At 63.6% G+C, this 26,575-nt stretch carries 25 protein-coding genes and 1 pseudogene; 16 read left to right on the top strand and 10 right to left on the bottom strand.

The genetic code is table 11. The annotated features are described in order from the left end of the window. Window positions 1-151 precede the first annotated feature (151 nt). From PQR02_RS03035 to PQR02_RS03045, 3 genes are all read left to right on the top strand, one after another. Window positions 152-1,069 (top strand): cation diffusion facilitator family transporter, encoded by a 918-nt coding sequence (locus tag PQR02_RS03035; RefSeq protein WP_408225274.1) that lies wholly within the window; start codon window positions 152-154, stop codon window positions 1,067-1,069. A 408-nt stretch (window positions 1,070-1,477) separates the two neighbouring features. Beyond that, entirely contained in the window at window positions 1,478-3,043 is a 1,566-nt protein-coding gene (locus PQR02_RS03040) for a two-partner secretion domain-containing protein (RefSeq protein WP_459252046.1), read from the top strand. 270 nt (window positions 3,044-3,313) lie between these two features. Beyond that, window positions 3,314-4,387: a purine-nucleoside phosphorylase gene (locus tag PQR02_RS03045; protein WP_408225277.1), complete on the top strand. Its 1,074-nt coding sequence runs from the start codon at window positions 3,314-3,316 to the stop codon at window positions 4,385-4,387. Window positions 4,388-4,634: 247 nt separating this feature from the next. On the opposite strand, the gene PQR02_RS03050 is transcribed toward PQR02_RS03045, so the two are convergent. Together PQR02_RS03050 and PQR02_RS03055 are read right to left on the bottom strand one after the other, a co-directional pair. Then, window positions 4,635-4,946 (bottom strand): DUF4148 domain-containing protein, encoded by a 312-nt coding sequence (locus PQR02_RS03050; RefSeq protein ID WP_408225280.1) that lies wholly within the window; start codon window positions 4,944-4,946, stop codon window positions 4,635-4,637. Between the two features lie 258 nt (window positions 4,947-5,204). Continuing rightward, window positions 5,205-6,209, bottom strand: coding sequence for a LysR family transcriptional regulator (locus tag PQR02_RS03055; protein WP_408225283.1), 1,005 nt, complete (start codon window positions 6,207-6,209; stop codon window positions 5,205-5,207). A gap of 174 nt (window positions 6,210-6,383) precedes the next feature. On the opposite strand from PQR02_RS03055, the gene PQR02_RS03060 reads away from it, so the two are divergent. From PQR02_RS03060 to PQR02_RS03090, 7 genes and pseudogenes are all read left to right on the top strand, one after another. Further along, a complete protein-coding gene (locus PQR02_RS03060) occupies window positions 6,384-7,238 on the top strand; it encodes an alpha/beta hydrolase (RefSeq protein WP_408225286.1) in 855 nt (284 codons plus the stop codon). A gap of 34 nt (window positions 7,239-7,272) precedes the next feature. Further along, entirely contained in the window at window positions 7,273-8,481 is a 1,209-nt protein-coding gene (locus tag PQR02_RS03065; RefSeq protein ID WP_408225289.1) for an efflux RND transporter periplasmic adaptor subunit, read from the top strand. A 55-nt stretch (window positions 8,482-8,536) separates the two neighbouring features. Then, the gene (locus PQR02_RS03070) at window positions 8,537-11,722 is read left to right on the top strand and encodes an efflux RND transporter permease subunit (protein WP_408225292.1); all 3,186 of its coding nucleotides are present in this window, start codon (window positions 8,537-8,539) and stop codon (window positions 11,720-11,722) included. Window positions 11,723-11,735: 13 nt separating this feature from the next. Then, window positions 11,736-13,325, top strand: coding sequence for an efflux transporter outer membrane subunit (locus tag PQR02_RS03075; RefSeq protein ID WP_408225295.1), 1,590 nt, complete (start codon window positions 11,736-11,738; stop codon window positions 13,323-13,325). Window positions 13,326-13,466: 141 nt separating this feature from the next. Then, window positions 13,467-13,562 (top strand): annotated as a pseudogene (locus PQR02_RS03080) (ABC transporter permease); the annotation flags it as partial. Window positions 13,563-13,645: 83 nt separating this feature from the next. Then, window positions 13,646-14,848 carry an acyl-CoA dehydrogenase family protein gene (locus PQR02_RS03085; protein WP_408225298.1) on the top strand — a complete coding sequence of 401 codons (1,203 nt, stop codon included), beginning with the start codon at window positions 13,646-13,648 and terminating at the stop codon, window positions 14,846-14,848. Window positions 14,849-14,918: 70 nt separating this feature from the next. Next, window positions 14,919-16,247 carry an Nramp family divalent metal transporter gene (locus PQR02_RS03090; protein WP_408225301.1) on the top strand — a complete coding sequence of 443 codons (1,329 nt, stop codon included), beginning with the start codon at window positions 14,919-14,921 and terminating at the stop codon, window positions 16,245-16,247. A gap of 98 nt (window positions 16,248-16,345) precedes the next feature. On the opposite strand, the gene flhC is transcribed toward PQR02_RS03090, so the two are convergent. From flhC to PQR02_RS03125, 7 genes are all read right to left on the bottom strand, one after another. Continuing rightward, the gene (gene flhC, locus PQR02_RS03095; RefSeq protein ID WP_007177883.1) at window positions 16,346-16,915 is read right to left on the bottom strand and encodes a flagellar transcriptional regulator FlhC; all 570 of its coding nucleotides are present in this window, start codon (window positions 16,913-16,915) and stop codon (window positions 16,346-16,348) included. 14 nt (window positions 16,916-16,929) lie between these two features. After that, complete coding sequence (flhD, locus tag PQR02_RS03100) at window positions 16,930-17,250, bottom strand: flagellar transcriptional regulator FlhD (RefSeq protein ID WP_408225304.1); 321 nt, start codon at window positions 17,248-17,250, stop codon at window positions 16,930-16,932. Between the two features lie 529 nt (window positions 17,251-17,779). Next, window positions 17,780-19,003 carry a YeeE/YedE family protein gene (locus PQR02_RS03105; protein WP_408225307.1) on the bottom strand — a complete coding sequence of 408 codons (1,224 nt, stop codon included), beginning with the start codon at window positions 19,001-19,003 and terminating at the stop codon, window positions 17,780-17,782. Between the two features lie 407 nt (window positions 19,004-19,410). Next, on the bottom strand, window positions 19,411-19,941 hold the full coding sequence (locus tag PQR02_RS03110) for a GNAT family N-acetyltransferase (protein ID WP_408225310.1): 531 nt from the start codon (window positions 19,939-19,941) through the stop codon (window positions 19,411-19,413). 127 nt (window positions 19,942-20,068) lie between these two features. Beyond that, window positions 20,069-20,935: a helix-turn-helix domain-containing protein gene (locus PQR02_RS03115; protein ID WP_459252045.1), complete on the bottom strand. Its 867-nt coding sequence runs from the start codon at window positions 20,933-20,935 to the stop codon at window positions 20,069-20,071. A 135-nt stretch (window positions 20,936-21,070) separates the two neighbouring features. After that, window positions 21,071-21,373, bottom strand: coding sequence for an addiction module antidote protein (locus PQR02_RS03120; RefSeq protein WP_408225313.1), 303 nt, complete (start codon window positions 21,371-21,373; stop codon window positions 21,071-21,073). After that, a complete protein-coding gene (locus PQR02_RS03125; protein ID WP_408225316.1) occupies window positions 21,370-21,741 on the bottom strand; it encodes a type II toxin-antitoxin system RelE/ParE family toxin in 372 nt (123 codons plus the stop codon). The genes PQR02_RS03120 and PQR02_RS03125 overlap by 4 nt, the downstream gene beginning before the upstream one ends. Window positions 21,742-22,002: 261 nt before the next feature. Between PQR02_RS03125 and PQR02_RS03130 the strand changes: the two genes are divergently transcribed. From PQR02_RS03130 to PQR02_RS03155, 6 genes are all read left to right on the top strand, one after another. Further along, window positions 22,003-22,371, top strand: coding sequence for a nuclear transport factor 2 family protein (locus PQR02_RS03130; RefSeq protein WP_408225320.1), 369 nt, complete (start codon window positions 22,003-22,005; stop codon window positions 22,369-22,371). Between the two features lie 28 nt (window positions 22,372-22,399). Further along, a complete protein-coding gene (locus tag PQR02_RS03135) occupies window positions 22,400-22,540 on the top strand; it encodes a hypothetical protein (RefSeq protein ID WP_408225323.1) in 141 nt (46 codons plus the stop codon). Window positions 22,541-22,937: 397 nt separating this feature from the next. Continuing rightward, window positions 22,938-23,402 (top strand): RbsD/FucU family protein, encoded by a 465-nt coding sequence (locus PQR02_RS03140; protein WP_408225326.1) that lies wholly within the window; start codon window positions 22,938-22,940, stop codon window positions 23,400-23,402. Window positions 23,403-23,516: 114 nt separating this feature from the next. Continuing rightward, window positions 23,517-23,924 carry a VOC family protein gene (locus PQR02_RS03145; RefSeq protein WP_408225329.1) on the top strand — a complete coding sequence of 136 codons (408 nt, stop codon included), beginning with the start codon at window positions 23,517-23,519 and terminating at the stop codon, window positions 23,922-23,924. A 173-nt stretch (window positions 23,925-24,097) separates the two neighbouring features. Then, window positions 24,098-24,529: a DoxX family protein gene (locus PQR02_RS03150; RefSeq protein WP_408225332.1), complete on the top strand. Its 432-nt coding sequence runs from the start codon at window positions 24,098-24,100 to the stop codon at window positions 24,527-24,529. A gap of 47 nt (window positions 24,530-24,576) precedes the next feature. After that, the gene (locus PQR02_RS03155) at window positions 24,577-24,849 is read left to right on the top strand and encodes a hypothetical protein (RefSeq protein WP_149676616.1); all 273 of its coding nucleotides are present in this window, start codon (window positions 24,577-24,579) and stop codon (window positions 24,847-24,849) included. 168 nt (window positions 24,850-25,017) lie between these two features. On the opposite strand, the gene PQR02_RS03160 is transcribed toward PQR02_RS03155, so the two are convergent. Next, window positions 25,018-26,523: an MFS transporter gene (locus PQR02_RS03160; protein WP_408225336.1), complete on the bottom strand. Its 1,506-nt coding sequence runs from the start codon at window positions 26,521-26,523 to the stop codon at window positions 25,018-25,020. Window positions 26,524-26,575 lie beyond the last annotated feature (52 nt).

Here is a 26,575-nt window from a genome sequence, read left to right on the forward strand (position 1 = left end):
GACGCGGCGCGAGCGCATAGGGACGCCGTGAAGATGAACAGGAGTGCGGTGCAAACAACACCGGCGTTGGACGCACGCCGCCCGGCATGTCCATAATACGGATTCTTGCCGCGCGCAAGCTCACTGCAATCTCACGGACGTCCTGCCGACGATGAAAGAAGAATCGCCGAAAGCCATTTTCTATGCGCTCGCCGCCAACCTGGGCATCGCCATCTGCAAGTTCGCCGCTGCATCGTTCACGGGCTCCGGCTCGATGTTCGCTGAAGCGATTCACTCGACCGCCGACTGCGGCAATCAACTGCTGTTGCTCTTCGGGCTGCGCCAAGCGCGCAGGCCGGCGAGCCCGTTGCATCCGATGGGCGGCGGACGCGAAATCAATTTCTATTCGCTTCTTGTCGCCCTGCTGCTGTTCTTTGTCGGCGGCGCGTTTTCGGTGTATGAGGGCGTGCATCGTCTGATCGCGCGCGAGCCGTTGCAGCATGCGTATGTCGCGTTGGCCGTGCTCGGTGTGTCGGTGGTGCTCGAAGCGCTGTCGTTGTGGGGCGCCGTCAAGGAGATTCGCAAGACGCATCCTGACAAGAGCATGTGGCGCTGGTTCCGTGAGACACGCGAGTCCGAACTGCTGGTCGTCGCGGGAGAGGATATCGCCGCGTTGGCGGGGCTCGCGATTGCGTTCGTCGCCGTGCTGCTCACGATGGTGAGCGGCAATCCGGTATATGACGCGCTGGGGTCCGTCGGCGTCGGCTTCCTGCTGATGTTGATCGCATGGCTGGTGGCGCGCGAAGTGAAGTCGATGATCGTCGGCGAATCGGCGAGCCCGGAAGTGCGCCGCGCGATCGAGGCGCATCTGCGCGCGCGCGCCGAGATTCGCGGCATCATCAATCTGATTACGCTGCAATGGGGGCGCCACGTGGTGGTTGCGGTGCAGGCGGAAATGATCGACTACGCGAGCGGCCGAGCGATGGTCGATGCGATCAACGTGATCGAAGCTGATTTGCAGGCGACGTTTCCGCAAGTGCGCTGGGTGTTTTTCGAGCCGGAAGTGCCGCGCGTGTCTGGCGGCGCTTGAGGCCATGCTGGCGGACTTCATTGCGGTGTCCGCCTCGCCTTCGTCAATACGCCCGCTTGTTTGAACCCGGTCACGGCATGCGGCACATACAGCTCTTCGAGCTGCCGTGTTTCGTCCGCGCTGAGACGTAACGATGCACCGTTTGATTTTGATTTAGGTCAAATATTTAGGATGCTTAATGATAGTGGCGAGGGAATAGCGGTGGCGCAACCATTAGATATAGTCATGTTCAGATAAATTCAGATTTATCTGATGGTTATCTAACTGTTCGATTGATATCTTCGTCAGCCACGCGCTCAAATAAATCGAGAAGCGGCGTGTGATCTGGCGTCATGGTGTTGCGTCGTAAATAGTTTGCGAAACGCCTCGCAACCGGCGGGGCTTCATTCAGCATTACGGGCACAAGTAATGAATTACCGTTGTTACCGGCTTGTGTTCAGCAAGCTCCGGGGGATGCTCGTCGCGGTCGCAGAAACCGCAATCGGACACAGCACGAGTTCTGGCGAGACCGGGCCTTCGCCCGCGCATCGACCGATTACGCTTTTCGCCATGCGTCACGCGGCTTTTGCCGCGCTAATACTCCTCGGAGTGGCGCCCGCGCTCTCGGATGCGCAGATCGTCCCGTCGGGCGCGCACGCGCCGAACGTTATCAATACGGCAAATGGTCTGCCTCAAGTGAATGTTACGAAGCCGTCGGGTGCTGGCGTATCACTTAACACATATTCGCAATTCGACGTTTCGTCTGGCGGCGCGATTCTCAATAATTCGCCCGTTAATACGAACACCCAACTCGCGGGACAGATATCCGGCAATCCGAATTTCGGACCGAACAACGCCGCGAAGATTATCGTTAATCAGGTCAACAGCAACAACCCGTCCTTGTTGCGCGGTTACGTAGAGGTCGCGGGACAGAAAACCGCTGCGGTCGTGATAGCAAATTCGTCCGGCCTGGTCGTGGATGGCGGCGGCTTTATCAATACGTCAAAAGGAATTCTAACGACTGGCAACCCACTTATCGACGGCAACGGTAACCTGACCGGCTTTAACGTAACGGGCGGCACGATTACCGTACAAGGCGCGGGCCTTAACGGCTCGAATATCGATGAGGTTGACCTCCTGGCGAGAGCCGTACAGGCTAACGCGGCCATCTACGCGAATACGCTCAACGTTACGACCGGCTCGAACAATATCGACTACGCGAGCCTGACGCCGACACCCATTGCGGGCAGCGGACCCGCGCCCGCCGTCTCTATCGACGTCTCGCAGCTCGGCGGTATGTATGTGAACCGTATCGTTTTGGCGAGCAACGAGTACGGCGTGGGGGTGGCGAACGCCGATACGATTGCCGCGCAGGCTGGCGACCTTACTCTGACGACTTCGGGCCAGCTCGTCCAGTCGGGCACAATGACCGCGACCGGCAACGTCGGTATCAATGCGGCAAGCGTCGCGAATACGGGGACCGTCTACGCTCAGCAGAATACGACCATCGGTTCAGCGGGCGCACTGACGAATAGCGGCACGCTTGCGGCACAACAAAATACTGCGATCAATGCCGGGTCCCTCGATTCGACCGGTATTCTCGGCGCAGGCGTCAACAACGATGGCTCGGTCGGTAATTCGGGTGACCTCAATGTTTCGACGAGCGGTCAGATCAACGCGACCGGCGAGAACGTAGCGGGCGGCAATGCGTCCCTTTCGGGTAGCGGCCTCAATCTCGCGGGCAGCGAGACCGCGGCGAACGGTAACGTATCGCTGACGGCCACCGCAGGCGACCTGAACCTCGCGGGCGCGACGACGAGCGCAGGCGGTTCGGTCGTAGCGAATGCAGCGGGTACGGATGCGGAGGGCGCGGCCATCGCGAGCGCGCTATCGATCCAGGACCGGCTTACGGCTCGCGAGCCCTATCACCGCTTCGTTGCCGCCTGGGCGCAGATGCAGCAGCGAGGGCGCGAGTTGCCGGGAAAGTCCGAGTGAACTGCCCACTGCCGTTCAAGCCGATCGGCCTGTGCCACTTTCTCGTGGATGGTATCCGGCGGTATAGGGCGGAAAGCGACGGGTTGTGTCCCGCGCTTATCGTATTAAGCCCGGCACAATGCGACGAGCTTTGTCGTACCGTTACTTTCACAGCCCGACGAGAATATACGCACCACGTGATGGCAAATAATTTCTTCGCACCTATACTTCTATCGGCCTGAAAGCAGCACTCTCTCCCAATCTGCATCGTAAGCAAAAAGGAAGATCATGATGCTGACTCGTTCTCTCGGCGCGTTCTGCGCCTGTGCACTCGCGGCGTGCGTGGCCTTGTCGGCCGGACCGGCCAGCGCGGACGACAACGATGGCCCCTCGCAAGGCGACGGCGGTTCGCATCGGCGGCCCGTCAAGGTGATGATCATCTCGATGTTCGGTCCCGAAGGTCAGGTGTGGCTCGACCGGCTCGGCCCGTGGCGCGACATCCCGGTGGACGGTTTATCGGCCGACTATCCGAACGTTCACTGCAACCGGCAGGACGTGTGCGTGATGACGACCGGCATGGGGCATAGCAACGCCGCGGCATCGATCATGGCGCTGACTTTCTCGCCGCGCTTCGATCTGCGGCATACCTACTTCATGGTCGCCGGGATCGCCGGCATCGACCCGCAGCAAGGTACCGTCGGCTCGGCCGCGTGGGCGAAGTATCTGGTCGACTTCGGCATTCAGTGGGAGATCGACGGGCGCGAAATTCCGTCTGGCTGGAATACCGGCTATCTGGGGATCAACACGAAGAGTCCCGCGAACAAGCCGCCGCTCGACTACCGCACTGAGGTGTTCCAGTTGAACACGCAACTTGCCGATACGGCATTTGCATTGTCGCATAGCGTTGCGCTGTCCGATAACACGCAGGCTCAGGCGGCTCGCGCGAAGTATGCGTATGCGCCGGCTAATCGTCCGCCCACGGTGATTCAGTGCGATACGCTGGCTGGCGACACGTGGTGGTCAGGCACGCTGCTCGGTCAGCGGGCGCGCGACTGGACGAAGATTCTGACGGACGGCCAAGGCGTGTATTGCACGACGCAGCAGGAAGACAACGCGACGTACGAAGCGCTCAAGCGCGCGGCGTCCGTGCATAAGGTCGATTTGAGTCGCGTTGCGGTCCTGCGTGCGGGTTCCGATTTCGACCGGCCCTACGATGGGCAGACCAGCGCGGACAACCTGCTCAACTACGCGGCGCAAGGCGGCTTCACGATTGCTATCGAGAACCTGTACCGCACGGGTAACCCACTCGTGCAGGAGATCGTCACGCATTGGGGCGAGTGGCGTGAAGGTGTGCCGAAGCGGTGATGCCTGATCGTGTGCACAGAACAGTGCCCGCGCAGTGAATGCCGCGGGCACTGGTACTACCGCCGCGAAAAACTGCCCGCGGCGCTTATTGCCGGGGCGCGCGATACGGCGTCCACACGGGGGTATCGGTATCCCATTGGTCCAGTTCGGATGGTGTCATGATGTGCTCCTTTTTGAAGAGTGCATGTGCAGCGCCATGATGATCATTTCTTTCGGAAACCGAATCATCGTGGCGTGTTCGCCTGAGTTACTGGCCGCTGGCGACGCGTGTCGCGTCGCCGTTCGCGCCTTCCTGCAACGCGATACGAGCGGCCTGCGTCTGACCGATCAAACCTTTGTTCGGGTAGCTGGTGCGATTCAGTTCGGGCAGCGAGCCGTCACGATAAGCGGCGACCAGTTCGGCCTTCACTTCCGCGCGCGTCTTCGCGCTCGTGCCCGGCGTGGGTTGCGTTTGATAAGTGCCCGCGCGGCCGATGCCGCCACCGCCGTTGCCTTGCGCAAATACCGGCGCGCTTGCGAGCAGCGAAAGAGCCAGACCAGCCAAGAGACTGCGTTTCATGATTCACTCCTATCGATTCATTTGCAGCACAAGCGGCGCTGCGACAGGGTGAAATGTAGTCTTCGAGGCCGTGCGGATAAATCGCACTTTCGCGAAATGAATTGTCGCGAAACTAGAACAATCGCGTCGAGGAGGGGCTGACTCGTGGCTAACTCATGACTAGCGCGGGGTTAGCTCAGGCAACCGCGGCATTAACGCCGCGGTTGAAATGCACTATTCCAGATTTTGTACTTCAATTTCCCCATTTCCCGCGCTGGATCACGCGACCCATTCGGTAATCACGGGCGTTTCGAGCGCTGGAGCCGACTCGCGTTCTTCGAAAGTGCGCTTCGTGCACGTTGCGTCGAGACTGCCGCGTCCGCTCAGCAACGGGCAGCGGTCGAACAGCTCCGCAATCCAGTCTACGAAAACACGGACTTTGGGCGACAGATGACGACTGTGCGGATAGACTGCGGAAATCGGCATCGGCAATGGTTTCAGCTGCGGTAACACTTCCACCAGTTGGCCCGAACGCAGATGCGGCAGCACCATGAAGAGCGCCGGCTGAATCAGCCCGAAGCCTTCGAGCCCGCAGGTCACGTAGGCGTCCGAGTCGTTCACCGACACGATGCTCTTCATCTTCACTTCGACTTCTTTGCCCTCCACGAGGAACGCCCAATCGAGCGTGCGGCCCGTGCGGCTGGAGAAGTAATTGACCGCTTTGTGATTGTCGAGATCTTCGAGCGAGGCCGGCATGCCCGCCCGCTCGATGTAGTCCGGGGCCGCGCAGGTCACGCCCTCGAACAGGCCGATGCGCCGCGCGACCAGCGATGAATCTTGCAACGCACCGACCCGCACCACGCAGTCCACGCCTTCCTGCAGCAGATCGACAGGCCGGTCCGACAGGCCGAGTTGCAGGTCGATGTCCGGATAGCGCGTGTGGAATTCACACAGAGAAGGAATCACCAGCAAGCGGCCGATCGAGCCCGGCATGTCAATGCGCAGCTTGCCGTGCGGCTTCTTGTTGCCGCTCTGGAAACTCGCCTCGGTCTCTTCGACGTCCGCGAGAATGCGCACGCAGCGTTCGTAGTACGCCGCGCCGTCCGGCGTGAGCGACAGGCGCCGCGTCGTCCGGTGCATCAGACGCGTGCCGAGGAACGATTCGAGGTTCTGAATAATCGTGGTGACGGATGCGCGCGGCAGATCGAGCGTTTCCGCTGCGCGGGTAAAGCTGTTGGTGTCGACGACACGCGTGAACACTTGCATGGCCTGAAGCCGGTCCATTGCAAACCTCCAGAAAGGGGCGGGCGCGCCAGGCGGGGATCGAATCCGCAGAGCAATCGCATTCGATTGTTCAGGGGCGCCGAATTGTGTTGCCGGATTATAGGCATTTATGTAGGACTCTGCCGAACCCACAATTCGCACCATTGAAGTTCTATGCGCATTGCGCGGCTCGACATGGATGCATTTAAACCGCCGTACTCCTTTGTGGCCTTTGATAGCGGCCCCGCAGAGGCAGATAGCACGGCACTCGAAGTCACTGACGTGCAGATCGAAGGGCACGCTCAGGACATCACGTTGCGTTTGTACCGGCAATCGAAAAAGACCGCATTGCCAGTACTGCTTTACTTCCACGGCGGCGGCTTTACCAAGGGCTCGATCGAAGAGGCCGACTTCGCCGCGCGTTATTTCGCAGAACACTTACCAGCGCTAGTCGTATCGGTGGGTTATTCGCTGGCGCCCCGGTTTCCGTTTCCCGCGGCCCCCGAAGATGCCCATCGCGCGGCACTGTGGGTGCAGACGCGGGCGCGTGCATTTGGCGGCAATAGCAGAAAGGTCGGCGTGGCCGGCCATGATGCGGGCGGGCAGTTGGCCAACTGCCTCGCGTTCATCGCGCGGGACCGCGGCGACGTGCAGATCGCCGCGCAGGCGCTGTTCGGGCCGATGCTCGATCCGAGCCTCACGCGTCTGGGCGACGAAAAGCGTTTGGGTTCGGACATCACGGCAAGAGAGTGCGCGGCCTGTTATCGCGCGTATCTGCCGCAAGCGTCGCAACGCATGCATCCGTATGCGGCGCCGCTCGAATCGGCGCGGCTCGCGGGCCTGCCGGCCACGCTGATCGCGACCGCGCAAAACGACGTGCTGCATGTGGAAGCGGAGAAATACGCGAGCAGTCTGATCGACGCGGGCGTGCGGACCCAGGTGGTCCGCTATCCGAGCGTCTCGCACGCCGCGCTGGCCGATCATCCGCCCGCTTTGCAGGAAGCGGTGCGCTTTTTTCAGTGGCGCTTCGATGCGCGTGCTCATCGATAAACAGAACTTTAATCAACGATACCGGGAGCTTCACATGACCATCCTTCCTCTTTCCCGTCGCCGTCTGGCGATCGCCGCGTTAGTCGTGATCGTGGTGGCCGGGCTCGGCACCTTCGGCGCGATTCGCGTGGATGCAAGCTCGCCCGCGGCGCCCACTATCGTGCCGGAAGTCGATGTCGCCAACGTGGTGCAAAAAACGATCACCGACTGGCAGAGCTATTCGGGCCGCCTCGAAGCGGTCGAAAAGGTCGACGTGCGTTCGCAGGTGCCGGGCACCATCGTGTCGGTCAACTTCAAGGATGGCGCGCTCGTGAAGAAGGGCGACACGCTGTTCGTGATCGACCCGCGTCCGTATGCGGCCGAGGTGGATCGCGCCGAAGCGCAGCTCGCGGCCGCGCAGGCGCGCACCGGTTACACGCAAAGCGACTGGGAGCGCGCGCAACGCCTGATCGGCGACAACGCGATCGCCAGGCGCGACTACGACGAGAAACAGAACGCCGCGCGCGAAGCCAGCGCCAACCTGAAGGCCGCGCAAGCCGCGCTCGAGACCGCGCGCATCAATCTCGGGTACACGAAGATCGTGGCGCCGGTGGCGGGCCGCGTGTCGCGCGCGGAAATCACGGTGGGCAACGTCGTGTCGGCGGGCGCAGGCTCGGCGCCGTTGACCACGCTCGTGTCGGTGTCGCCCATCTATGCTTCGTTCGACGCGGACGAACAGACCTATCTGCAATACCTGAACCGCGCGAAGGACGGCAGCAAGGTGCCGGTGGAGCTGGGTCTCGCGGACGAAAGCGGCTACTCGCGCAGCGGCACGATCGAATCGGTCGACAACCGCCTCGACACGTCGTCGGGCACGATCCGCGTGCGCGCGCGTTTCGATAACGAAGATGGTGCGTTGATTCCCGGTTTGTATGCACGCGTGAAGGTGGGCGGCGGCGCGCCGCATCCGGCGCTCCTGATCGACGACGCCGCGGTCGGCACCGACCAGGACAAGAAGTTCGTGCTGGTGGTCGATCAGAGCAATCACGTGGTGTATCGCGAAGTGTCGGTGGGCGGCATGCAAGGCAACCTGCGCGTGGTCAGGGACGGCCTGAAGCCGGGCGACCGCATCGTCGTCAACGGCATCCAGCGCGTGCGTCCCGGCGACACAGTGCGCGCACACGTGGTGCCGATGACCACCGACCAGGACCCGAACAGCGCGCCGCTCGCACAGACCCGCGCGAAGGCCGGCAAGAATTCGTGAGCCCGTGCGCCGCGGCACGTTAGCGCGGCGCTTGCTCCAACGTTAAGAGCTTCCCATGAACATATCCAAATTCTTCATCGATCGGCCGATCTTTGCCGGCGTGCTATCGGTATTGATCCTGCTGGGGGGCATCATCTCGCTCTTCAAGCTGCCCATCTCGGAGTACCCGGAAGTCGTGCCGCCGTCGGTGGTGGTGCACGCGCAGTATCCGGGTGCGAATCCGAAGGTGATCGCCGAAGCGGTCGCTTCGCCGCTCGAAGAGCAGATCAACGGCGTCGAGAACATGCTGTACATGCAGTCGCAAGCCAATAGCGACGGCAACCTCACGCTCACGGTGACCTTCAAGCTCGGCACCAATCCGGACCTCGCGACGCAACTGGTGCAGAACCGCGTGAACCAGGCGCTGCCGCGTTTGCCGGAAGACGTGCAACGGCTCGGCGTCACGACCATCAAGAGTTCGCCGACGCTGACGATGGTGGTCCACCTGATCTCGCCGAACAACCGCTACGACATGACGTATCTGCGCAATTACGCGCTGCTGAACGTCAAGGACCGGCTCGCGCGGATTCAGGGCGTCGGCGAAGTGCAGTTGTGGGGTTCGGGCGACTATGCGATGCGCGTGTGGCTCGATCCGCAGAAAGTCGCGCAGCGCGGTTTGACGGCCACCGAAGTGGTCAATGCGATCCGTGAGCAGAACATCCAGGTGGCGGCCGGTGTGATCGGCGCATCGCCTTCGGTGCCGGGCACGCAGTTGCAGTTGTCGGTGAATGCGCGCGGCCGTTTGAAGACCGAGGGCGAATTCGGCGACATCATCGTCAAGACCGCGCCGGATGGCGGCGTGACCTATCTGCGTGACATCGCGCGTGTCGAACTCGCGGCGTCGGAATACGGCTTGCGTTCGCTGCTCGACAACAAGCCGGCCGTCGCGCTCGCGATCAATCAGGCGCCGGGCGCCAACTCGCTGGCGATTTCCGAGCAGGTGCGCGCGGCGATGAAGGAGCTGGCCGAAGACATGCCGGCGGGCGTCGAGTACCGGATCGTCTATGACCCGACGCAGTTCGTGCGCGCGAGTATCGAAGCGGTCGTGCATACGCTGCTCGAAGCGATTGCGCTGGTGGTGCTCGTCGTGATCGTGTTCCTGCAGACGTGGCGCGCGTCGATCATTCCGTTGATCGCGGTGCCGGTGTCGATCGTCGGGACCTTCTCGCTGCTGCTTGCATTCGGTTTTTCGATCAACGCGTTGTCGTTGTTCGGCATGGTGCTCGCCATCGGGATCGTGGTGGACGATGCGATCGTGGTGGTGGAGAACGTCGAACGGAACATCGAGAACGGGCTGAGTGCGCGCGATGCGACGTATAAGGCGATGCAGGAAGTGAGCGGGCCGATCATCGCGATTGCGCTGACGCTGGTCGCCGTGTTCGTGCCGCTCGCGTTCATGACCGGCCTGACGGGCCAGTTCTACAAACAGTTCGCGATGACCATCGCGATCTCGACGGTGATCTCGGCGTTCAACTCGCTGACTTTGTCGCCGGCGTTGTCCGCACTGCTGTTGCGCAGCCACGGCGCGAAGGAAGACTTCCTGACGCGTGTGATGAACCGTCTGCTGGGCGGCTTCTTCAAGCGCTTCAACAAGGTCTTTCATCGTGGCTCGACCGCCTACGGCCGCGGCGTGAAGGGCGTGCTGCGCCGCAAGGGCGCGATGCTCGCGGTGTACGCGATCCTGCTGGGTGCAACGGTGCTGATCTCGCGGGTGGTGCCGGGCGGCTTCGTGCCGGCGCAGGACAAGGAGTATCTGATTGCGTTCGCGCAGTTGCCGAACGGCGCGTCGCTGGATCGCACGGAAAAAGTGATTCGCGACATGAGCGCGATTGCGTTGAAGCAGCCCGGCGTGGAAAGCGCGGTGGCGTTCCCCGGTTTGTCGGTGAACGGCTTCACCAATAGTTCGAGCGCGGGCATTGTGTTCGTGACGCTCAAGCCCTTTAAGGCGCGTGGCGACAGGAAGCTTTCGGCCGGTGCGATTGCCGGTTCGCTGAACCAGCAGTACGGCGCGATCAAGGATTCGTTCGTTGCGGTCTTTCCGCCGCCACCCGTGCTCGGCCTCGGTACGCTCGGCGGCTTCAAGATGCAACTGGAAGATCACGGCGCGCTCGGCTACGCGGAGTTGAACAAGGCGGCGCAAGCGTTCGTGAAGCGCGCGGCGCAAACGCCTGAACTCGGGCCGACCTTCTCCAGCTATCAGATCAACGTGCCGCAACTGAACGTCGACCTGGATCGCGTGAAGGCCAAGCAACTCGGCGTGCCGGTCACGGATGTGTTCAACACGATGCAGATCTATCTGGGCTCGCTGTACGTGAACGACTTCAACCGCTTCGGCCGTGTGTATCAGGTGCGGGTGCAGGCGGACGCGCCGTTCCGTCAACGCGCCGACGACATCCTGCAACTGAAGACGCGCAATGCGGCGGGCGACATGGTGCCGTTGTCGTCGCTGGTGACGGTGACGCCGACCTATGGTCCGGAAATGGTGGTGCGTTACAACGGCTACACGGCAGCCGACATCAACGGCGGACCGGCGCCGGGCTTCTCGTCGGGGCAGGCGCAGGCCGCGGCCGAACGCGTGGCCGCCGAAGTGTTGCCGCACGGCGTGAAGCTCGAATGGACCGATCTCACGTATCAGCAGATTCTGGCCGGCAATGCGGGCATGTGGGTGTTCCCGATCAGCGTGCTGCTGGTGTTCCTCGTGCTGGCCGCGCTGTATGAAAGCTTGACGCTGCCGCTCGCGGTGATCCTGATCGTGCCGATGAGCGTGCTGTCCGCGTTGACCGGCGTGTGGCTCACGGGCGGCGACAACAACATCTTCACGCAGATCGGTTTGATGGTGCTGGTGGGGTTGTCGGCGAAGAACGCGATTCTGATCGTCGAGTTCGCTCGCGAGCTGGAGCATGACGGACATTCGCCGCTGTCGGCGGCGATTGAGGCGAGCCGCTTGCGGTTGCGGCCGATTCTGATGACGTCGATCGCGTTCATCATGGGTGTGGTGCCGCTCGTGTTGTCGAGCGGCGCCGGGTCGGAAATGCGTCATGCAATGGGTATCGCGGTGTTCTTCGGGATGCTCGGCGTCACGCTGTTCGGTCTGATGCTGACCCCGGTGTTCTATGTGGTGCTGCGCACGATGGCGGGCGGGACGATTCACGTCGCGCAGAAGGATTCGCCGCACTATGGCGCGCCGGTGACGGATGCCTGAGGAGAAAACAATAATGAGACGTTTTGAATCCCGGTTTGGCTCTTTGAACGGGTGGGGCCGCGCGGCCGTCAGCGGTCTGCTGGTCGCACTGCTCGCCGCGTGCTCGGTCGAACCCACGTATAACCGGCCGGAAGTGGCTACGCCGGCCGCGTTCAAGGAAGCCCCCGCAGCCTCTGCTGCGTCGGCTGCGTCCGCGCCTTCCGCGCAGGACACCGGCACGTGGAAGCAGGCCCAGCCCGCCGACGACGCGCATCGCGGCGAATGGTGGACGATCTTCGGCGACGCGCAACTCAACGCGCTCGAAGAGCAGGCCGCCGCCGCCAATCAGGACCTGAAGGCAGCCGCGGCGCGCGTGCAGCAGGCGCGCGCGGTGACCCAGGCGGCGAAGTCCGACTGGTTCCCGAAACTCGACGCGGGCTTCGGCCCGACACGCGAGCGTGCGTCGGCGGCCTCGCAATTCCTGCCGGACAGCGCGGGCGGCACGACGGGCACGATCTGGCGCGCGCAGGTCGGGGCGTCGTATGAAGCGGATCTGTTCGGGCGCGTCAGCTCGAACGTGAACGCGTCGACCGCGGACGAGCAGCAAAGCGAAGCGCTGTTCCGTTCGGTGCAACTGTCGCTGCAGGCCGACGTCGCGCAGAACTACTTCCAGTTGCGCGAGCTCGATACGGATCAGGAGCTGTACCGCCGTACCGTCGAATTGCGCGAAGACACGCTGAAGCTGGTCGAGCGGCGTTTCAGGGAAGGCGATATCGGCGAGCTGGATGTCTCGCGCTCACGCAACGAACTCGCGAGCGCGCGGGCCGATGCGGTCGGCGTCGCGCGTCAGCGCGCGGCGTCGGAGCATAGTCTCGCGATTCTGCTCGGCAAGCCGCCGGCGGACTTCTCGTTCGCGCAAGCGCCGCTCGTGCCGGTGACGGTGCGGGTGCCGCCGGGTCTGCCCTCGGCGTTGCTCGAACGGCGGCCGGATGTGTCGGCCGCGGAGCGCGCGATGGCGGCCGCGAATGCCCGCGTGGGTCTCGCGAAGTCGGCGTTCTTCCCGAAGCTCGATATCACCGGTGCTTTCGGCTTTGAATCGGCGACGCTCGGCGATCTGTTCATGTGGTCGAGCCGCGCGTTCATTCTTGGTCCGTTCGCCGGCACCGCGTTGACGGTACCTCTGTTCGACGGCGGCCGTCGCAAGGCGAACCTGGCGCAAGCGCGCTCGAAGTATGACGAGGACGTGGCGCAGTATCGTCAGCAGGTGCTGGTGGCGTTCCGCGAAGTCGAGGACAACCTGGCCGATCTGCGTCTGCTCGACGATCAGATGCGCGAGCAGAACAACGCGGTCGAGGCCTCGCAACGAGCGGCGCATCTGTCGCGCACGCAGTACACGGAGGGGGCGGTCAGCTATCTGGATGTGATCGACGGTGAGCGGCAGGTGCTGACTACGCAATTGCAGGCGAGCCATCTTTCGGGCACGCAAGCGGTCGCGACAGTGAATCTGATTCGCGCGCTGGGCGGCGGCTGGGGTGATGCGAAGATGCCGGACACGGCGGTCGGAGCGCTCGCGCCGGATGCGGCTTCGGGTTCGGCCTCAGCGCAGCAAGTGGCGAAGCGGTAACCGACTGGCTCAACTCATGAACGCCGGGTCGCGCGTTAGCGCACCCGGCGTTTTTCATCCATATCGCTTTTCACGCTTTCCTTTCAAAAATCCGTTCGTAGGCCGGTGGATCGCCGCCCTCTATGATGACTCGCAGCGCAGGCGGCGATTCCGCTTTTCGCGCGCATTGCGCAAGCGAGTTTGCCTGAAGTGGACGGTGGGTTGATCGAAGCCGCGCAGGCGAGGGGCGCGCAACGCGGGGAGGCTTGCGTCGTCGAGCGCCTCATCGCTGTGCGAGCCGCGCCCGTCACCGCTCACCACCTTCCTCACCTGGACATTGCATGAACGAACCTCGGCATCCCGACGCGTTGCGAACGCATGACGCATTTGCCGCGCCGGCGGTGCGCGACCTCGCTGGTCTGCTCGACGCGTTGCGTGCGAGCGCGGCGAAGCGCCATCGCGAAGGCGGCCACGCCGCGCAGGAAAAGCAGTGGATCGCGGATGCGCAGTTGCTCACGCTCGCCGTGCCACGCGAGTTCGGCGGCCTCGGAGCGCGCTGGCCCGAGATCTACGAGACGATTCGCACAATCGCGCGAGTCGACAGCGCGCTTGCACATCTGCTGGGCTTCACCTGCCTGCAGGTGGTGAGCGTGAACGTATGGGGAAATGCGGAGCAGCGCGCGCGCTATCTGCATGGCACCGTGGAGCACCGCTGGTGGTGGGGCAATGCAGTGAACCCTCTCGACACGCGGCTGATTGCCACGGCGAGCGGCGACGGCGGCTACCTTCTCGATGGCCAGAAGGGCTTTTGCTCAGGCACGCGCGGCTCGCAGATGATGACGATCTCCGCGCACGATCCGGCCACCGGCAAGCCGGTGTTCGCCGTGGTGCCGACCGCGCGTGAGGGCATCACCGTGCACGAGGACTGGAACCCCATCGGCCAGCGGCAGACCGATAGCGGCAGCGTGTCGTTCGCGCGGGTCCGGGTCGAGCCGGATGAAGTGCTTGAACGTGCCGACACGCCCTATGCGAGCTTGCGCACGCTGATCTCGCAGCAGGTGCTGATCAATCTGTTCGTGGGCATCGCGCAGGGCGCGCTCGAAGAAGCGCGCGCCTACGTCACGCAACACGGCAGACCATGGATCAATGCGGGCGTCGACAAAGCCACCGACGATCCCTATCTGATCCAGCGCTTCGGCCAGATGCGCGTGCAGGCGGTGAGCGCCGAAGCGCTCGCCGCGCGGGCCGCCCACGCGCTCGACGGCGCGTGGCGGCAAGGCTCGTCGCTTTCCGCCGATGCACTCGCGCACGTTGCGCTTGCCACGTCGGAGGCGAAGATCGTCGCGCACCGCGCCGCGCTCGACGTCAGCGAAAAGCTGTTCGACGCGTGCGGCGCTCGCGCCACGCACGCGCCGCTCGCGCTCGACCGCTTCTGGCGCAATGCCCGCGTGCATACGCTGCATGATCCACTGGACTATCGCGTGCGCGACGTCGGCCGCTACGCGCTGAGCGGAACATTGCCCGAGGTTTCTTTGTACACTTGAGGTGGCTCGCGACGGCCTCGGGCCTCGTCTCTAAGGCGTCGCGGTTTTTCCCCTTCAAGAGATTTCCAGATTGCCGTTCAAACTACCCACCACCGCTACGGCGCCGTTTTGCCCATCCGAGGTGCAGGGCTCGGTCGCCGTCTCGCAAGGCGCGCCCTTCTGGAAAAAAATTCTGCAATTCGCGGGGCCCGGCCTGCTGGTTTCAATCGGCTACATGGACCCGGGCAACTGGGCCACCGCGATCGAGGCTGGCTCGCGTTATGGCTACAGCCTGCTGTTCGTCGTGCTGCTGTCAAGTCTCGCGGCGATGGCGCTGCAATGTCTGAGCATGCGTCTGGGCATCGCTACCGGGCGCGACCTCGCGCAATTGTCGAGTGCGCGTTATTCGCGAGGCGTGGCGCGCATGCAATGGCTGCTCGCGGAGTTGTCGATCGTCGCCTGCGACCTCGCCGAAGTGCTCGGCGGCGCGCTGGCGTTCCATTTGCTATTCAATTGCTCACTGACCACCGGCGTGCTGCTGACCGCGTTCGACACGTTGATCGTGCTCGGTCTGAAGGGCAAGAATTTCCGCGATCTCGAAGCCATCATGCTCGGCCTGATCGCGACGATCGGCGTGGGCTACATCATCGAGCTGGCGTTGGTGCAGCCGCATTGGCCGTCGGTCGCGCAAGGGTTGATTCCGTCGTGGCAGGCACTGAGTTCGCGCGAACCCATGTATCTGGCGATCGGCATCCTCGGCGCAACCGTGATGCCGCACAACCTGTATCTGCATTCGTCCATCGTGCAGACTCGGGCGGTAAAGCGCGACGCGGGCGGCATCCGGTCGGCCATCAGCCTGTCGCGGATCGACACCATCGCGTCGCTCGTGCTCGCGCTGCTGATCAACATGGCGATCCTGATTCTCGCCGCCGCCGCTTTTCATGCCAACGGGCACACTCAGGTGACCCAGATCGAAGACGCGTACCGGCTGCTCGCGCCGATCGTCGGCACCGGTTTCGCGGGGGTATTGTTCGCGATCACGCTGCTCGCGTCGGGGCAAAGCTCGACGTTCACCGGCACGGTGGCGGGGCAGGTGATCATGGAAGGCTTCCTGAAGATGAAGATTCCATGCTGGCAGCGGCGTTTCATCACGCGGGCGCTGGCGTTGATCCCCGCGTTGATCGGCGTGCAGATGCTCGGCAACGGCGCGGTCGGTCAATTGCTGGTCGCAAGCCAGGTCGTGCTGAGCCTGCAGCTGCCGTTCGCGCTCTATCCGCTGATTCGCATGACTAGCGACCGCGCGTTGATGGGCGAATTCGCCAACAGACTGCCGACGCGACTCCTTGCCTGGTTTCTGTTCGGTGCGATCAGCGCGGCCAATATCTGGCTCGTGGTGCAGACGGTGGGATTGGCCGGCTGATCCGCTCGCGCCATGGCGAAAAAAAATCCGCACGGTGTGCGGATTTTCAGGGCTTCGATTCGAATCGGGCGGACCAGCCCTCGACGATTCAACTCATCTCACGCGGCCTGCGCGATCTGCGCAGCTTCGAGCGCTTCCTGACGAGCGGCCGCGGCCTTCTTCGTCTTGCCGGCGCGCGACGGCGGCTGGCAAGCGCCGCACACCACGTTGTGCTGCAAGTCATGCTTGTGCGCGACGAACTTGCCGGTGCAACGGCAGCACTTGGTCAACTGCAGAATGTCGGCGTCGAAAAAACGCACCAGCGTCCAGGCGCGCGTCAAGTCCAGCACCGGTTCGGTTTCGCTGTGCTGGCAATGTTCCAGATACAGCCGATACCCTTTGGTCAGCGCATCGAGATGCGAGCAACGCGCTTCGTTCTTCAGGAACAGGTACGTGTTGTAGAACAGCGACGCGTGGATGTTCGCGAGCCACGTCATATACCAGTCCGCCGAGAACGGCAGCATGCCCTTGGGCGGCGATACGCCCTTGACTTCGCGGTACAGGCGGATCATGCGGTCGCGCGAGAGCGTCAATTCGCTTTCGAGCACCTGCATGCGTGCGCCGAGTTCGATCAACGCGATTGCACGGAACACTTCTTGTGCGTCTTCCGTCAGGCTACGCTTGAGCATCGCAGTCACCTCGCTTAAGCAAACTGCTCGGCGGGCTGGCCTGCAAGCAGGATCGCCGCGTGAGTCGGTGCAACCGCTGCGTGCTTTGTCGTATGCGTCAACGCCGACAACATCGAGTGGTCGTTGAAGCGGAAAAAGCACAAAAGCTGATCGGAAGCGGCCAGCTTGACGATCTGCGCGAGCGACAGCCCGGCAAGCAAGTCAGCCAGTTCCGACGACAGGCCCAGGCGGAACATCCCGACCGGTTTGTCCTCACGCAACATGCGCTGCGCAAGCATGATGTAAGACAAGTTAATCTCGCGGATTGAATCCAGCGTCTCGCTGCTACGGTCCATTTTTTGTGTTTCCGAAGCCCCGAATTACTATGTCGGCTTTTTTGCCGTTATGTCTTTTGTGCCTCGCCGGAAACGCAGACCTCCGGCTACATGTCACTGCCTGATACAGACTGCGACCGTTTGATACATAGCGTTACATTTCGTAACAGCTTGGGTCGAATTGTATGAAGGGTAAAACAAGAAATCAATCCCTTCTCAAAAAATATCTCAAAAAGACGCATCATTTTTCGGTAATTATTTCACGCCCTTGTAATAGACGATGCTTAGCGAATTTTTTGCCGCGGGGGAATTTCGTCTGACCTTCGAATCCTTTGCAATACGGTCGTTTGGGGAAATTGTCTGAGCAAATAATCGCGCCCGGCCGCGCGCCGGAAGATGCCGCTTGAATTAGAAAGGAGATAGAAGGCGGGACCAAAGGCGTGTAATAAATACCTGACCTTGCTGCGCTCTTGGGGACGAACCGCAGATGTAAAGAGATGGTGTAGCCCCGGTTACAAAAGGAGCTGCATTTGTAACGACTTCTGGGACTTCAGCACCCCGTCTGGCGAACGCGCTCCACTTCGAGGCCGAACGCCGGCCGCAGACGCGTGCCGAGCACATTGCCGGCAAAGGCGGCGACCAGCCACAACCACCCATGCAGGCTGCCTGACACGATTCCGCTGAAGTAGGCGCCGATGTTACAACCATAAGCCAGCCGGGCGCCGTAGCCCAGCATCAGACCGCCGACCACTGCCGCGATCAGCGAGCGCGCCGGCACTTTCCAGACCGGCGCGTAACGGCCGGCGAGCGCCGCAGCCGTCATGGCGCCGAGGACGATGCCGAAATCCATCACCGACGTGACGTCATGTGTAACAGGGGCCGCCAGCGAACCCGCGTTGGCGTGAGCGGCCCAATACGGCCAACTGGCCACGTCGATTCCGAGCGCGGCGAAGATCTTGGCGCCCCACAGCGCGAACGCCGAGGTCACGCCCCACGGGCGGCCCGACAGCGCCAGCGTCGCAAAGTTGAGCAGGACCAGCGCGATCGCCCCGACAAACAGCGGCCACGGGCCGTGCAGCCACGGCGACGAGTGCGGCTGTCGGGCCGGCTCATTGACCAGCCGGCCGTGGCGGCGCCGTTCGACCTGAACCGTGAGCGCCGCGATGGCCGCGAATACCACCAGGTTCAGGACAATGGCCCAGCCGGCGCCGAGCGTCGTCACCATCGAAAGCGGTTTGAGCGACGGCAACGCGGTCCAGAACGGCATGTGCGCAGTCGCGACGACCGAGCCGACGATGAACGCCGCCAGCGTGACGAGCATGCGGGTGCTGCCGCCGCCCACCGTGTACAGCGTGCCGGACGCGCAGCCGCCACCCAGTTGCATGCCGACGCCGAACATGAAAGCTCCGACAAGCACCGACGTGCCCGCTGGCGCGACGAGCCCGACCACCGGCTGGCCGAACAGCCTGCCCGCGGCGAGCGCCGGGAAAAACAGCAGCACGCCGAGCGCGAGCATCAGCATCTGCGCGCGCAAGCCGGCGCCGCGGCCGTCGGCGATAAAGACCCGCCAGGCCGACGTGAAACCGAACGCCGCGTGATACAGCGACATCCCCAGTAGGGCGCCGACGACATAGAGCGCCGCCTGGCGGCCACTGACGGCTTGCGCCAGATAGATCGCGCCGAGCGCGATCAGAACGAGCGCGGCGGCGAGCGGCTTCGGGTTGATGTCGAAGCGGCGCGGCACGCGTGGAAGCGGAGTGGAAAGATCGGACATGGGTGAGTTGACTGACAAACTGGGGATCTAAGGCGCCGAAGGCGGCGGGAGACGAGTTTGGGTTGGTGTGGCGGAGAAGGGGAACCGCAAAAGTATACATGGATCGCGTTTCGCGCATCGGGCCTGGGTTCGCTGTCAGGGAACGCCGGGAGCGCTGGACGGGCAGCGAGAGGGTGTGCTGGCTAGATATCGGTCGGGGTAGGGCGCTGCGCGATTTTTACTTGTATGGCAACGGCTTTGGCACTAGCGCCAGCATGGGACTTTGCCGCCAGCATTATTATCGGCACCCAGGCACCCAGGCACCCAGGCACCCAGGCACCCAGGCGCACGCCGGCGCGGCACCGCAACCTCCGCTATCTCGTCGTCGGAGTTGGAGCGACGCTTCGCGCGCCTATCGTCTACCTCAGCTAGATGAACCGCATCATCAGATCGGTGTCGTAAAACGGGCCGTCGACATTCAGTCCCGCGACTTCCCGACCGTATTGACCAAAGCCCAACGACTCGTAGAGTTTGCGCGCTGCCTCGTTGCTGCTGTCGACCATTACCTGCAGTTGCCGCAAACCATCGACCTGAGCCGCCCGCGTCAGCAACTCGTTGAGCAGCGCGCGCCCAACGCCACGGCCCGCGGCTTCCGGCGCGACATACATGCCGACGACCGAAGCCTTGTGTCGCTCCCTGCTGCGCTGGTTGCGCGCCAGTCCGACTACGCCGATCAACGGTGTGTCGGCCGATAGGTAAGCGCCGAGCAGAAAGTCCCCTTCGGCCGCGTGCAAGCCCTGCAAGATCGCGTCGTGTTGCGCGGGGCCCTTTGCGAGCGCTTCCTCATAACTCTGGCCGAACAGTTCGGGATGCGCTTTCAGTCCGCGTAGGCGAAGCTGGAAATAGGCGTCCCGATCGGCGGGACCGAGTTGACGGATGAGCAGGGCGGCGTTGTTCAAGATGTTTCCCTGCGCGGGGCGTTGGCGAAAATGAATAACGGCTGAGTGGATAACGGGCAAGCGTGGGGCGTTCTCCTCGCCTCGCTTTCTGGCTTTGGGCTACTTTGGGTTAAGGCCATGCAACGAGCTATCGCCCAGCCCCCACGCGCTGGCTTTCAGCAAACTCCCGCAATGCCGCCGCGGTTTGTTGATCGGCCGGGAAAAACGCTTCGATCGCAAGTTCCGACAGCGTGACGTCCACCGGCGTACCGAACACGGTGGTGGTGCTAAAAAACGACAGCACGCCGATCGGCGTGCGCAACCTCAACGGCACGGCAATCTGATTGACCGCGGTTTCGTCATTGTCCGCCGCGTCCGCGCCCGCCGGTGCGGGATATGCGGCGAGTTCGTCGCGCAGCGCGCTCAAGGCCTCGTCGCCGCTCACGTCGATTTGCCGCTGGAGCCGGGCCAGCACGTGCTGCCGCCACGCATGCCAGTTGATGATCGACGCCGCGATGCCTTCCGGATGCAAGCTCAGGCGCAGCGCATTGACCGGCGGCTTCAGCAGTTCGGGACTGGCGTCGGTTAGCAGCGGCGCGAGCGCGCCGTTTGCCGCGACGATGGTCCAGTGCCGGTCGATCGCCAGCGCGGGGTAAGGCTCGTGTCCTTTGAGCACCAGTTCGACGGCCTCGCGCGCGGCGGCCAGTTGCGGATCGGACAGCGGACGCTCGCGGAACAGCGGCGCATAGCCTGCGGCAACCAGCAGCGTATTGCGCGCCCGCAGCGGCACTTCGAGCCGTTCGGCGAGATGCATGACCATCTCCCGGCTAGGGAGCGCGCGGCCCGATTCGACGAAGCTCAAATGACGGGTCGAGATATCGGCTTCAGTGGCGAGTAGCAACTGGCTCATTCTTCGCCGCTGCCGCCATTCACGCAGCAAGTCGCCGACCGTTCGACTGGCCGACGGCGGAGGCGAAGCGGCCGTTTGCGCAAGAGAGAGAGAGTGTTCATGCATCCGATGATAGCCAAACCGTGTGGGAGATCCATTACCTGACGGGTAATGGAAAACCCCGCCGACTCCTACGAATACCCGGAAGCATCAAGGCAACGGCAAATGCAGTTGCGCCCCTCGCGGCAACGCCAGCACGAATCATGCGGCCGCGACACCTTCCGGCACCGCGTTGAGCTTGACGCCGAGCGCGCGCAGCAGTTTGAACACCGTGTCCATGCGCGGTTTGGAGCCGGGCGCGAGCGTTTTATAGAGACTTTCGCGCCCGAGTCCGGCGTCTACCGCGACCTTCGCGATGCCACGCGCTTTTGCGATGTCTGCGATCGCGGCGAGCAGGACGTCGGCGTCGCCTTCTTCGAGCGCTGCGTTGAGATATTCAGCGATCATTTCCTCGCTGTCGAGGTAATGCGCTGCGTCGAACCCTGCCGTTTTGATCTTGCTCATGACAGTCCCTCTCTGATTGCTGACCACATTGTTTTGGCATGCTTGATATCGGCTGGCTGCGTGGACTTGTTGCCACCGCAGAGCAGCAAATACAGCGTGCGCCCTTCGCGCGCGAAATAGACCCGATAGCCGGGGCCGCAATCTATGCGCATCTCCGACACGCCGTCCTCCAGCAGCCTCGCGTCGCCGAAATGCCCTCGTTCCGCGCGCCGGATCCGCACGAGGATTTTCGCCCTGGCTCGCAGGTTGGCGAGTTCCGCGAGCCAGGTGTCGAACACCTCGGTGCGATTGACCGTGTACACAGGTGGTGTTCCGATCTGTTTGAGATTGTATCCTTGTGGATACGTATCTGCAAGTGTCAATGCCATATCAATAGAGCGGCTAGCCGCCGCGCCCCCGTTTCGTTGCGACCCATGCCGCGCCCCCGCCGCGCAGCTCCCATGAGTCCCAGAGGTTAGCGGCCGGAGGCGTTCCTGACGATTCGGCCAGATGGCCAATCGTGCTGCGAATGCTTACCTGCGACGTAATCGACGCCGCGCGTCCGATCCGCCAATCTTCACTCCGAGCCCGCCGCATACGACGTGTGTGCCGAGCGTAGTGCTCAGTGATGCCATTCAAGGAGTGTTGAGATGAATGCCCATACCGATCTGATCGACCGTTATTTCGACGCCTGGAACGAGACCGACGGCGCGCGCCGCCGCGAGTTGATTGCCGCGACGTGGACCGCCGACGCCGACTATCGCGACCCGCTGCTTGCCGGCGCGGGCCACGACGGGATCGACGCGATGATCCGCGCGGTGCATGAGCGCTTCCCGCAGCACATGTTTCGCCGCACGACCCGGGTCGACGGCTTCGCGAACCGGCTGCGCTTTTCGTGGGAACTGACCACGCCCGCGGGCGACGCGATCGTCAAGGGCTCGGACTTTGGCGTGGTGGATGCGCATGGCCGCCTGCAGGCGGTCACCGGCTTCCTCGACCAGGTCCCTGACGGCGCCTGACCCACGCCTTTTTCTCACGGAGCCGATCATGCACGAGCCCACTGCCCGGACGCCTCTTCAAACCGCCATCGCGTTCGCGCGCGTGTCGGCGGCGCTCGACGCGCTGACCAGCGTCATCGCCAGCTTCGCGCTGCTTGCCGGCGCACGGGCGTTCATGTTCATCGCGTAGCTGGGCTGGCGCGAGCCGGTGCTGGGCGGCGCGGGGCTCGTGCTGCTGGCGATGATCGGCTGGCTGCGCTGGCGCTGCGGCGGCATCGCCGCCGCGCACGCCGCGCCGCTGCGCCGCGCACGCCGCGCCGCTGCGCCGCTCGACGATGCATCGCGCCGCCGGACCCTGCGCCGGCGCGGCGACGATGTCCGGTCGCATCCACCTGTCCTGCGCAGATGTGCACAACGTTGCTTGCTACAATCGACCGACGCAGTGCGATGCGGCGGCGCGTTCTGGCGCTGCCGTCAAGCCGGCGTCCTGCGGGCCTGCGCGAACGTGACCGCGAGCGCGCTCGCATTGCGCTACCCCAATCCCGACGGCGAGCCGTCGATCGGTTTCAACCGGACAAGGAGACACCGTGCTGAAGAATCTGGACCCGCTGCTGAACGCCGATATCCTTCATGCGCTGCGCTCGATGGGCCATGGCGACGAACTCGTCATTTGCGACGCCAACTTCCCGGGCACGTCGGTTGCGCAGGGTACCGTGCTAGGCAGGCTGCTCCATCTAGACGGCGTGAGCTCGCCACGTGCGGTGCGCGCGGTACTTTCGGTGATGCCGCTGGATACCTTCATCGAGCAACCGGCGTCGCGCATGGAGGTAGTGGGCGAGCCGCATACGATTCCGGCGGTGCAGCGCGAAGCGCAAGCCGAGGTCAACGCGGCGGAAGGGCGCGAGGTTCCGTTTGCCTCGATCGAACGATTCGCTTTTTATGAGCGGGCCCGCAAAGCGTATTGCGTGATCGCAACCGGCGAAGAGCGTGGCTATGGTTGCTTCGTGTTCACGAAAGGCGTGTTGCTGGCTCCCGACGCGCCGCGTTCATAGCCCGTGAGAGCACGCGGCGAAGGCGCGTGCCCGTCGGCTTTGCCCGTCGCATGCAGCTAGCCAGTCGAGCCGGTTCACGCAGCCTCTGCACGTCTCGTCACGGTGACACGACCCATGAGTTTCTCCATAGACACTCTCGATCATCTCGTTCTGAACGTCGCCGACGTGGAAGCCAGCGCGGCCTGGTACGCGCGCATGCTCGGCATGCGACGCACCGAATTCGCATCGCGCACCGGCACCCGCGTGGCGATGACCTATGGCAATCAGAAGATCAACCTGCGTCCGGCGAACGCCGACCCGGTTGCGTGGTTCACCGCGTGTGAGCCGGCGCCCGGCAGCGCGGATCTGTGCTTCGTCACCACCGCGAGCCCGGCCGAAGTGGAGGCGCACTGGCTTGCCGAGGGCGTCGCCATCGAGGCGGGTCCGGTGGAGCGCGATGGCGCGCGCGGCAAGATGACCTCGGTCTATTGCCGCGATCCGGACGGCAATCTGATCGAAGTCGCCACTTATCCCGGCGCCTAGCGAAGCGGCAAGGTCCGCGCCACCCGTGAGCGGGACTGGCGCGCACGCACATGCACCGCTACGCGTCCCGTCCGGGCTTGGAAAGGGCATCCGTTGCGCTATTCTCAGTTGCAAAGTAGGGAACTGCCGCTGCCCGGCCGGGTCTGCTGCTTATTCATTTACAGGAGCCCCTCATGACGCGTCCCGTCGATTCCGGCATCATCTTCATCGCACGTATCGCCCTTGCCGTGCTGTTTCTGTGGAGCGGTGTGATGAAACTGCTGGGCTATGCGGGCTTTGTCGGCTACCTGCATTCGAAGGGCGTGCCGTTCGTTCAGGTTGCCGCGCCGATTGCCACCGCCATCGAAGCGCTCGGCGGTGTGTTGCTGATCGTCGGTTTCAAGGTGCGCCCGCTCGCGCTCCTGATGGCCGTCTATACGGTGGCGGCAGCGGTGCTGGGCCACGATTTCTGGAACGTCGCCGATGCCGCCTTGCAACGCGACATGGTGATCCATTTCTGGAAGAACATCGGCATCGCCGGCGGTTTCCTGCTGCTGTTCGTGACCGGCGCGGGCCGCTTCAGCGTCGACGGTGCGCGCGCGCCTCGCGGCGGGCTCGGGCGTTGATGCGGCGCATGCCGCTTTCGATTCTGCTGTAACCAAGGGAGCACATAATGATCCAAAGTTTCGAGCAAACCATCGGTGGCAAGGTCACGCAGTTGTGCGCCAGTCTCGGCGAAGGGCCCACGCCGCATCGCGTGATCATCAGCCTGGCCGATTCGGCGAAGACACTCGTGGTTCTGGACGCGTCCGGGCTCATCAGCACGATCAAGGCCGAAATCGAGGAACCGGAGAAGTTGATCGCCGACGCGATCGCCAAGGCGCAAGGCGAAGGGCTGATCGAACGCGCGATCGACACCGGCGTGATTCAGGAAGCGTCGCTGTAAATGATGCAGGGTCGGCGGGCGTCGACTGACGCCTGGCGCCACCGTTCCCCGTTGTCGGCCGCCGCCCCGGCCGTTCTCACGCTCGCTGCGACAAACCCTGCGTGCGCAAGCATCGCGGGATAGTTTTGTACGCGAACGAAGCCAGCGCGCCCCAGCGTCGCGCGCTCCTCACCTTGATTCGCCGACGCGTGTCGTGTCCGCGTTGCGCTGATTCCCGCGCGAGTCCGGCGCCGAAGCATGCGGCTGCGGATGCACGAAGCAGCTCAACACGCCGCCCAACGCCAGCAGACCGACCGAGATCGCGCTGGCCGCCTGCATCCCTGCGACGATGTGCGCGGCCGCCGCGCCGCTCGCTAGCGCGCCGAAGGCGGCCACGCCTACCGCGCCGCCGGCTTGCCGCGCCGTATTCAATACCGCCGACGCGGTGCCCGCGCGCTGCGCTTCGGTCGACGCGAGCACGGCGGTGGTCATCGCCGGCACGGCCAGACCCATGCCCGACGGAATCAGCAGGAACGGCACCAGCACGCCGATGAGCGGCGTCGCGGCGTCGACCCAATGCAGCAGGCCGTAGCCGAGTCCCGCGGAGATCGCGCCGAGAATCATCGGCACGCGCACGCCGAAGCGGCCGACCACCCAGCCGCTCGCGACGTTCGACGGCAGAAAGCCGCCCGTCAACGGCAAGAACGCGAGTCCCGCCTGTAACGGCGTATAGCCGCGCACGCGCTGCAAGTAAAGACTCAGCACGAACACCATCCCGTAATACGTCAGATTCACGCAGATGCCGAACAGCACCGCCGCGCTGAAGGGGTGTTTTTTTAAGAGCGGGAGCGGCAGCATCGGCGACGCGACGCGCGCTTCGACGGCGATGAACGCGCACGCGGCGAGCAGCGCTAGCACGAAGCCGCCGGCCACCAACGGGTGGCCGAGTCCCAGCGGCCGCCATTCGATCACCGCCGCGACGAAGGCGGTCAGCGCGACGATCGCAAGACACTGGCCGCCCAGGTCGAGTCCGCTCGGGCTTGCTTCGGCGCTCTCGTGAGCGCTTGCATCGGCTGCGGTTGGCGGGTTTTGCAGCGCGGTATTGGGCTGCGGCACCCAAAGCAGCGTCGCCAGAAGGCCGGCCGCGCAAATCGACAGGTTGACGAGAAAGATGCTGCGCCAGTCGAACGCCGCGATCAGCAGGCCGCCGGCCACCGGCCCCGCCGCGATTGCAATCGCGCCCGCGGCGGTCCATAAACCGACCGCGCGCGCTCGCAGTTTGGGATCGTGTCCATACGACTGATTGAGCAGCGCCAGCGAGTTCGGCAGCATCGCTGCGGCGCCGACGCCTTGCACCGCGCGCGCGGCGACCAGCATCGCGGCGTCGAACGCGAGGCCGCAGGCGAGCGACGCGAGCGCGAACAGCACGATCCCCACCGCGTACATGCGGCGCGCGCCGAAGCGGTCGCCGAGCACGCCGGCCGACAGCATCAGCACCGCGAACGCCAGCGTATAAGCGTCGACGACCCATTGCAGGCCCGCGACGCTCGCATGCAGAGCCGCGCCCACTCTCGGCAGCGCGATATTGACGATGGTCACGTCGAGCTGCGTGACGACGAAACCGACGCTGACCGTCGCGAGAACGCGGCCGAGCGCGGGCGAGGAAGTGGCAGTCGAGGAGTTCATGCGACACATCGTATGTCCGATGCGACGCACCATGTTTCGGCGTGCCGTGAAGTGTGGATGT

Origin of the sequence: Paraburkholderia sediminicola (assembly GCF_046026895.1) — a bacterium.
GTDB lineage: Bacteria > Pseudomonadota > Gammaproteobacteria > Burkholderiales > Burkholderiaceae > Paraburkholderia > Paraburkholderia sediminicola_C.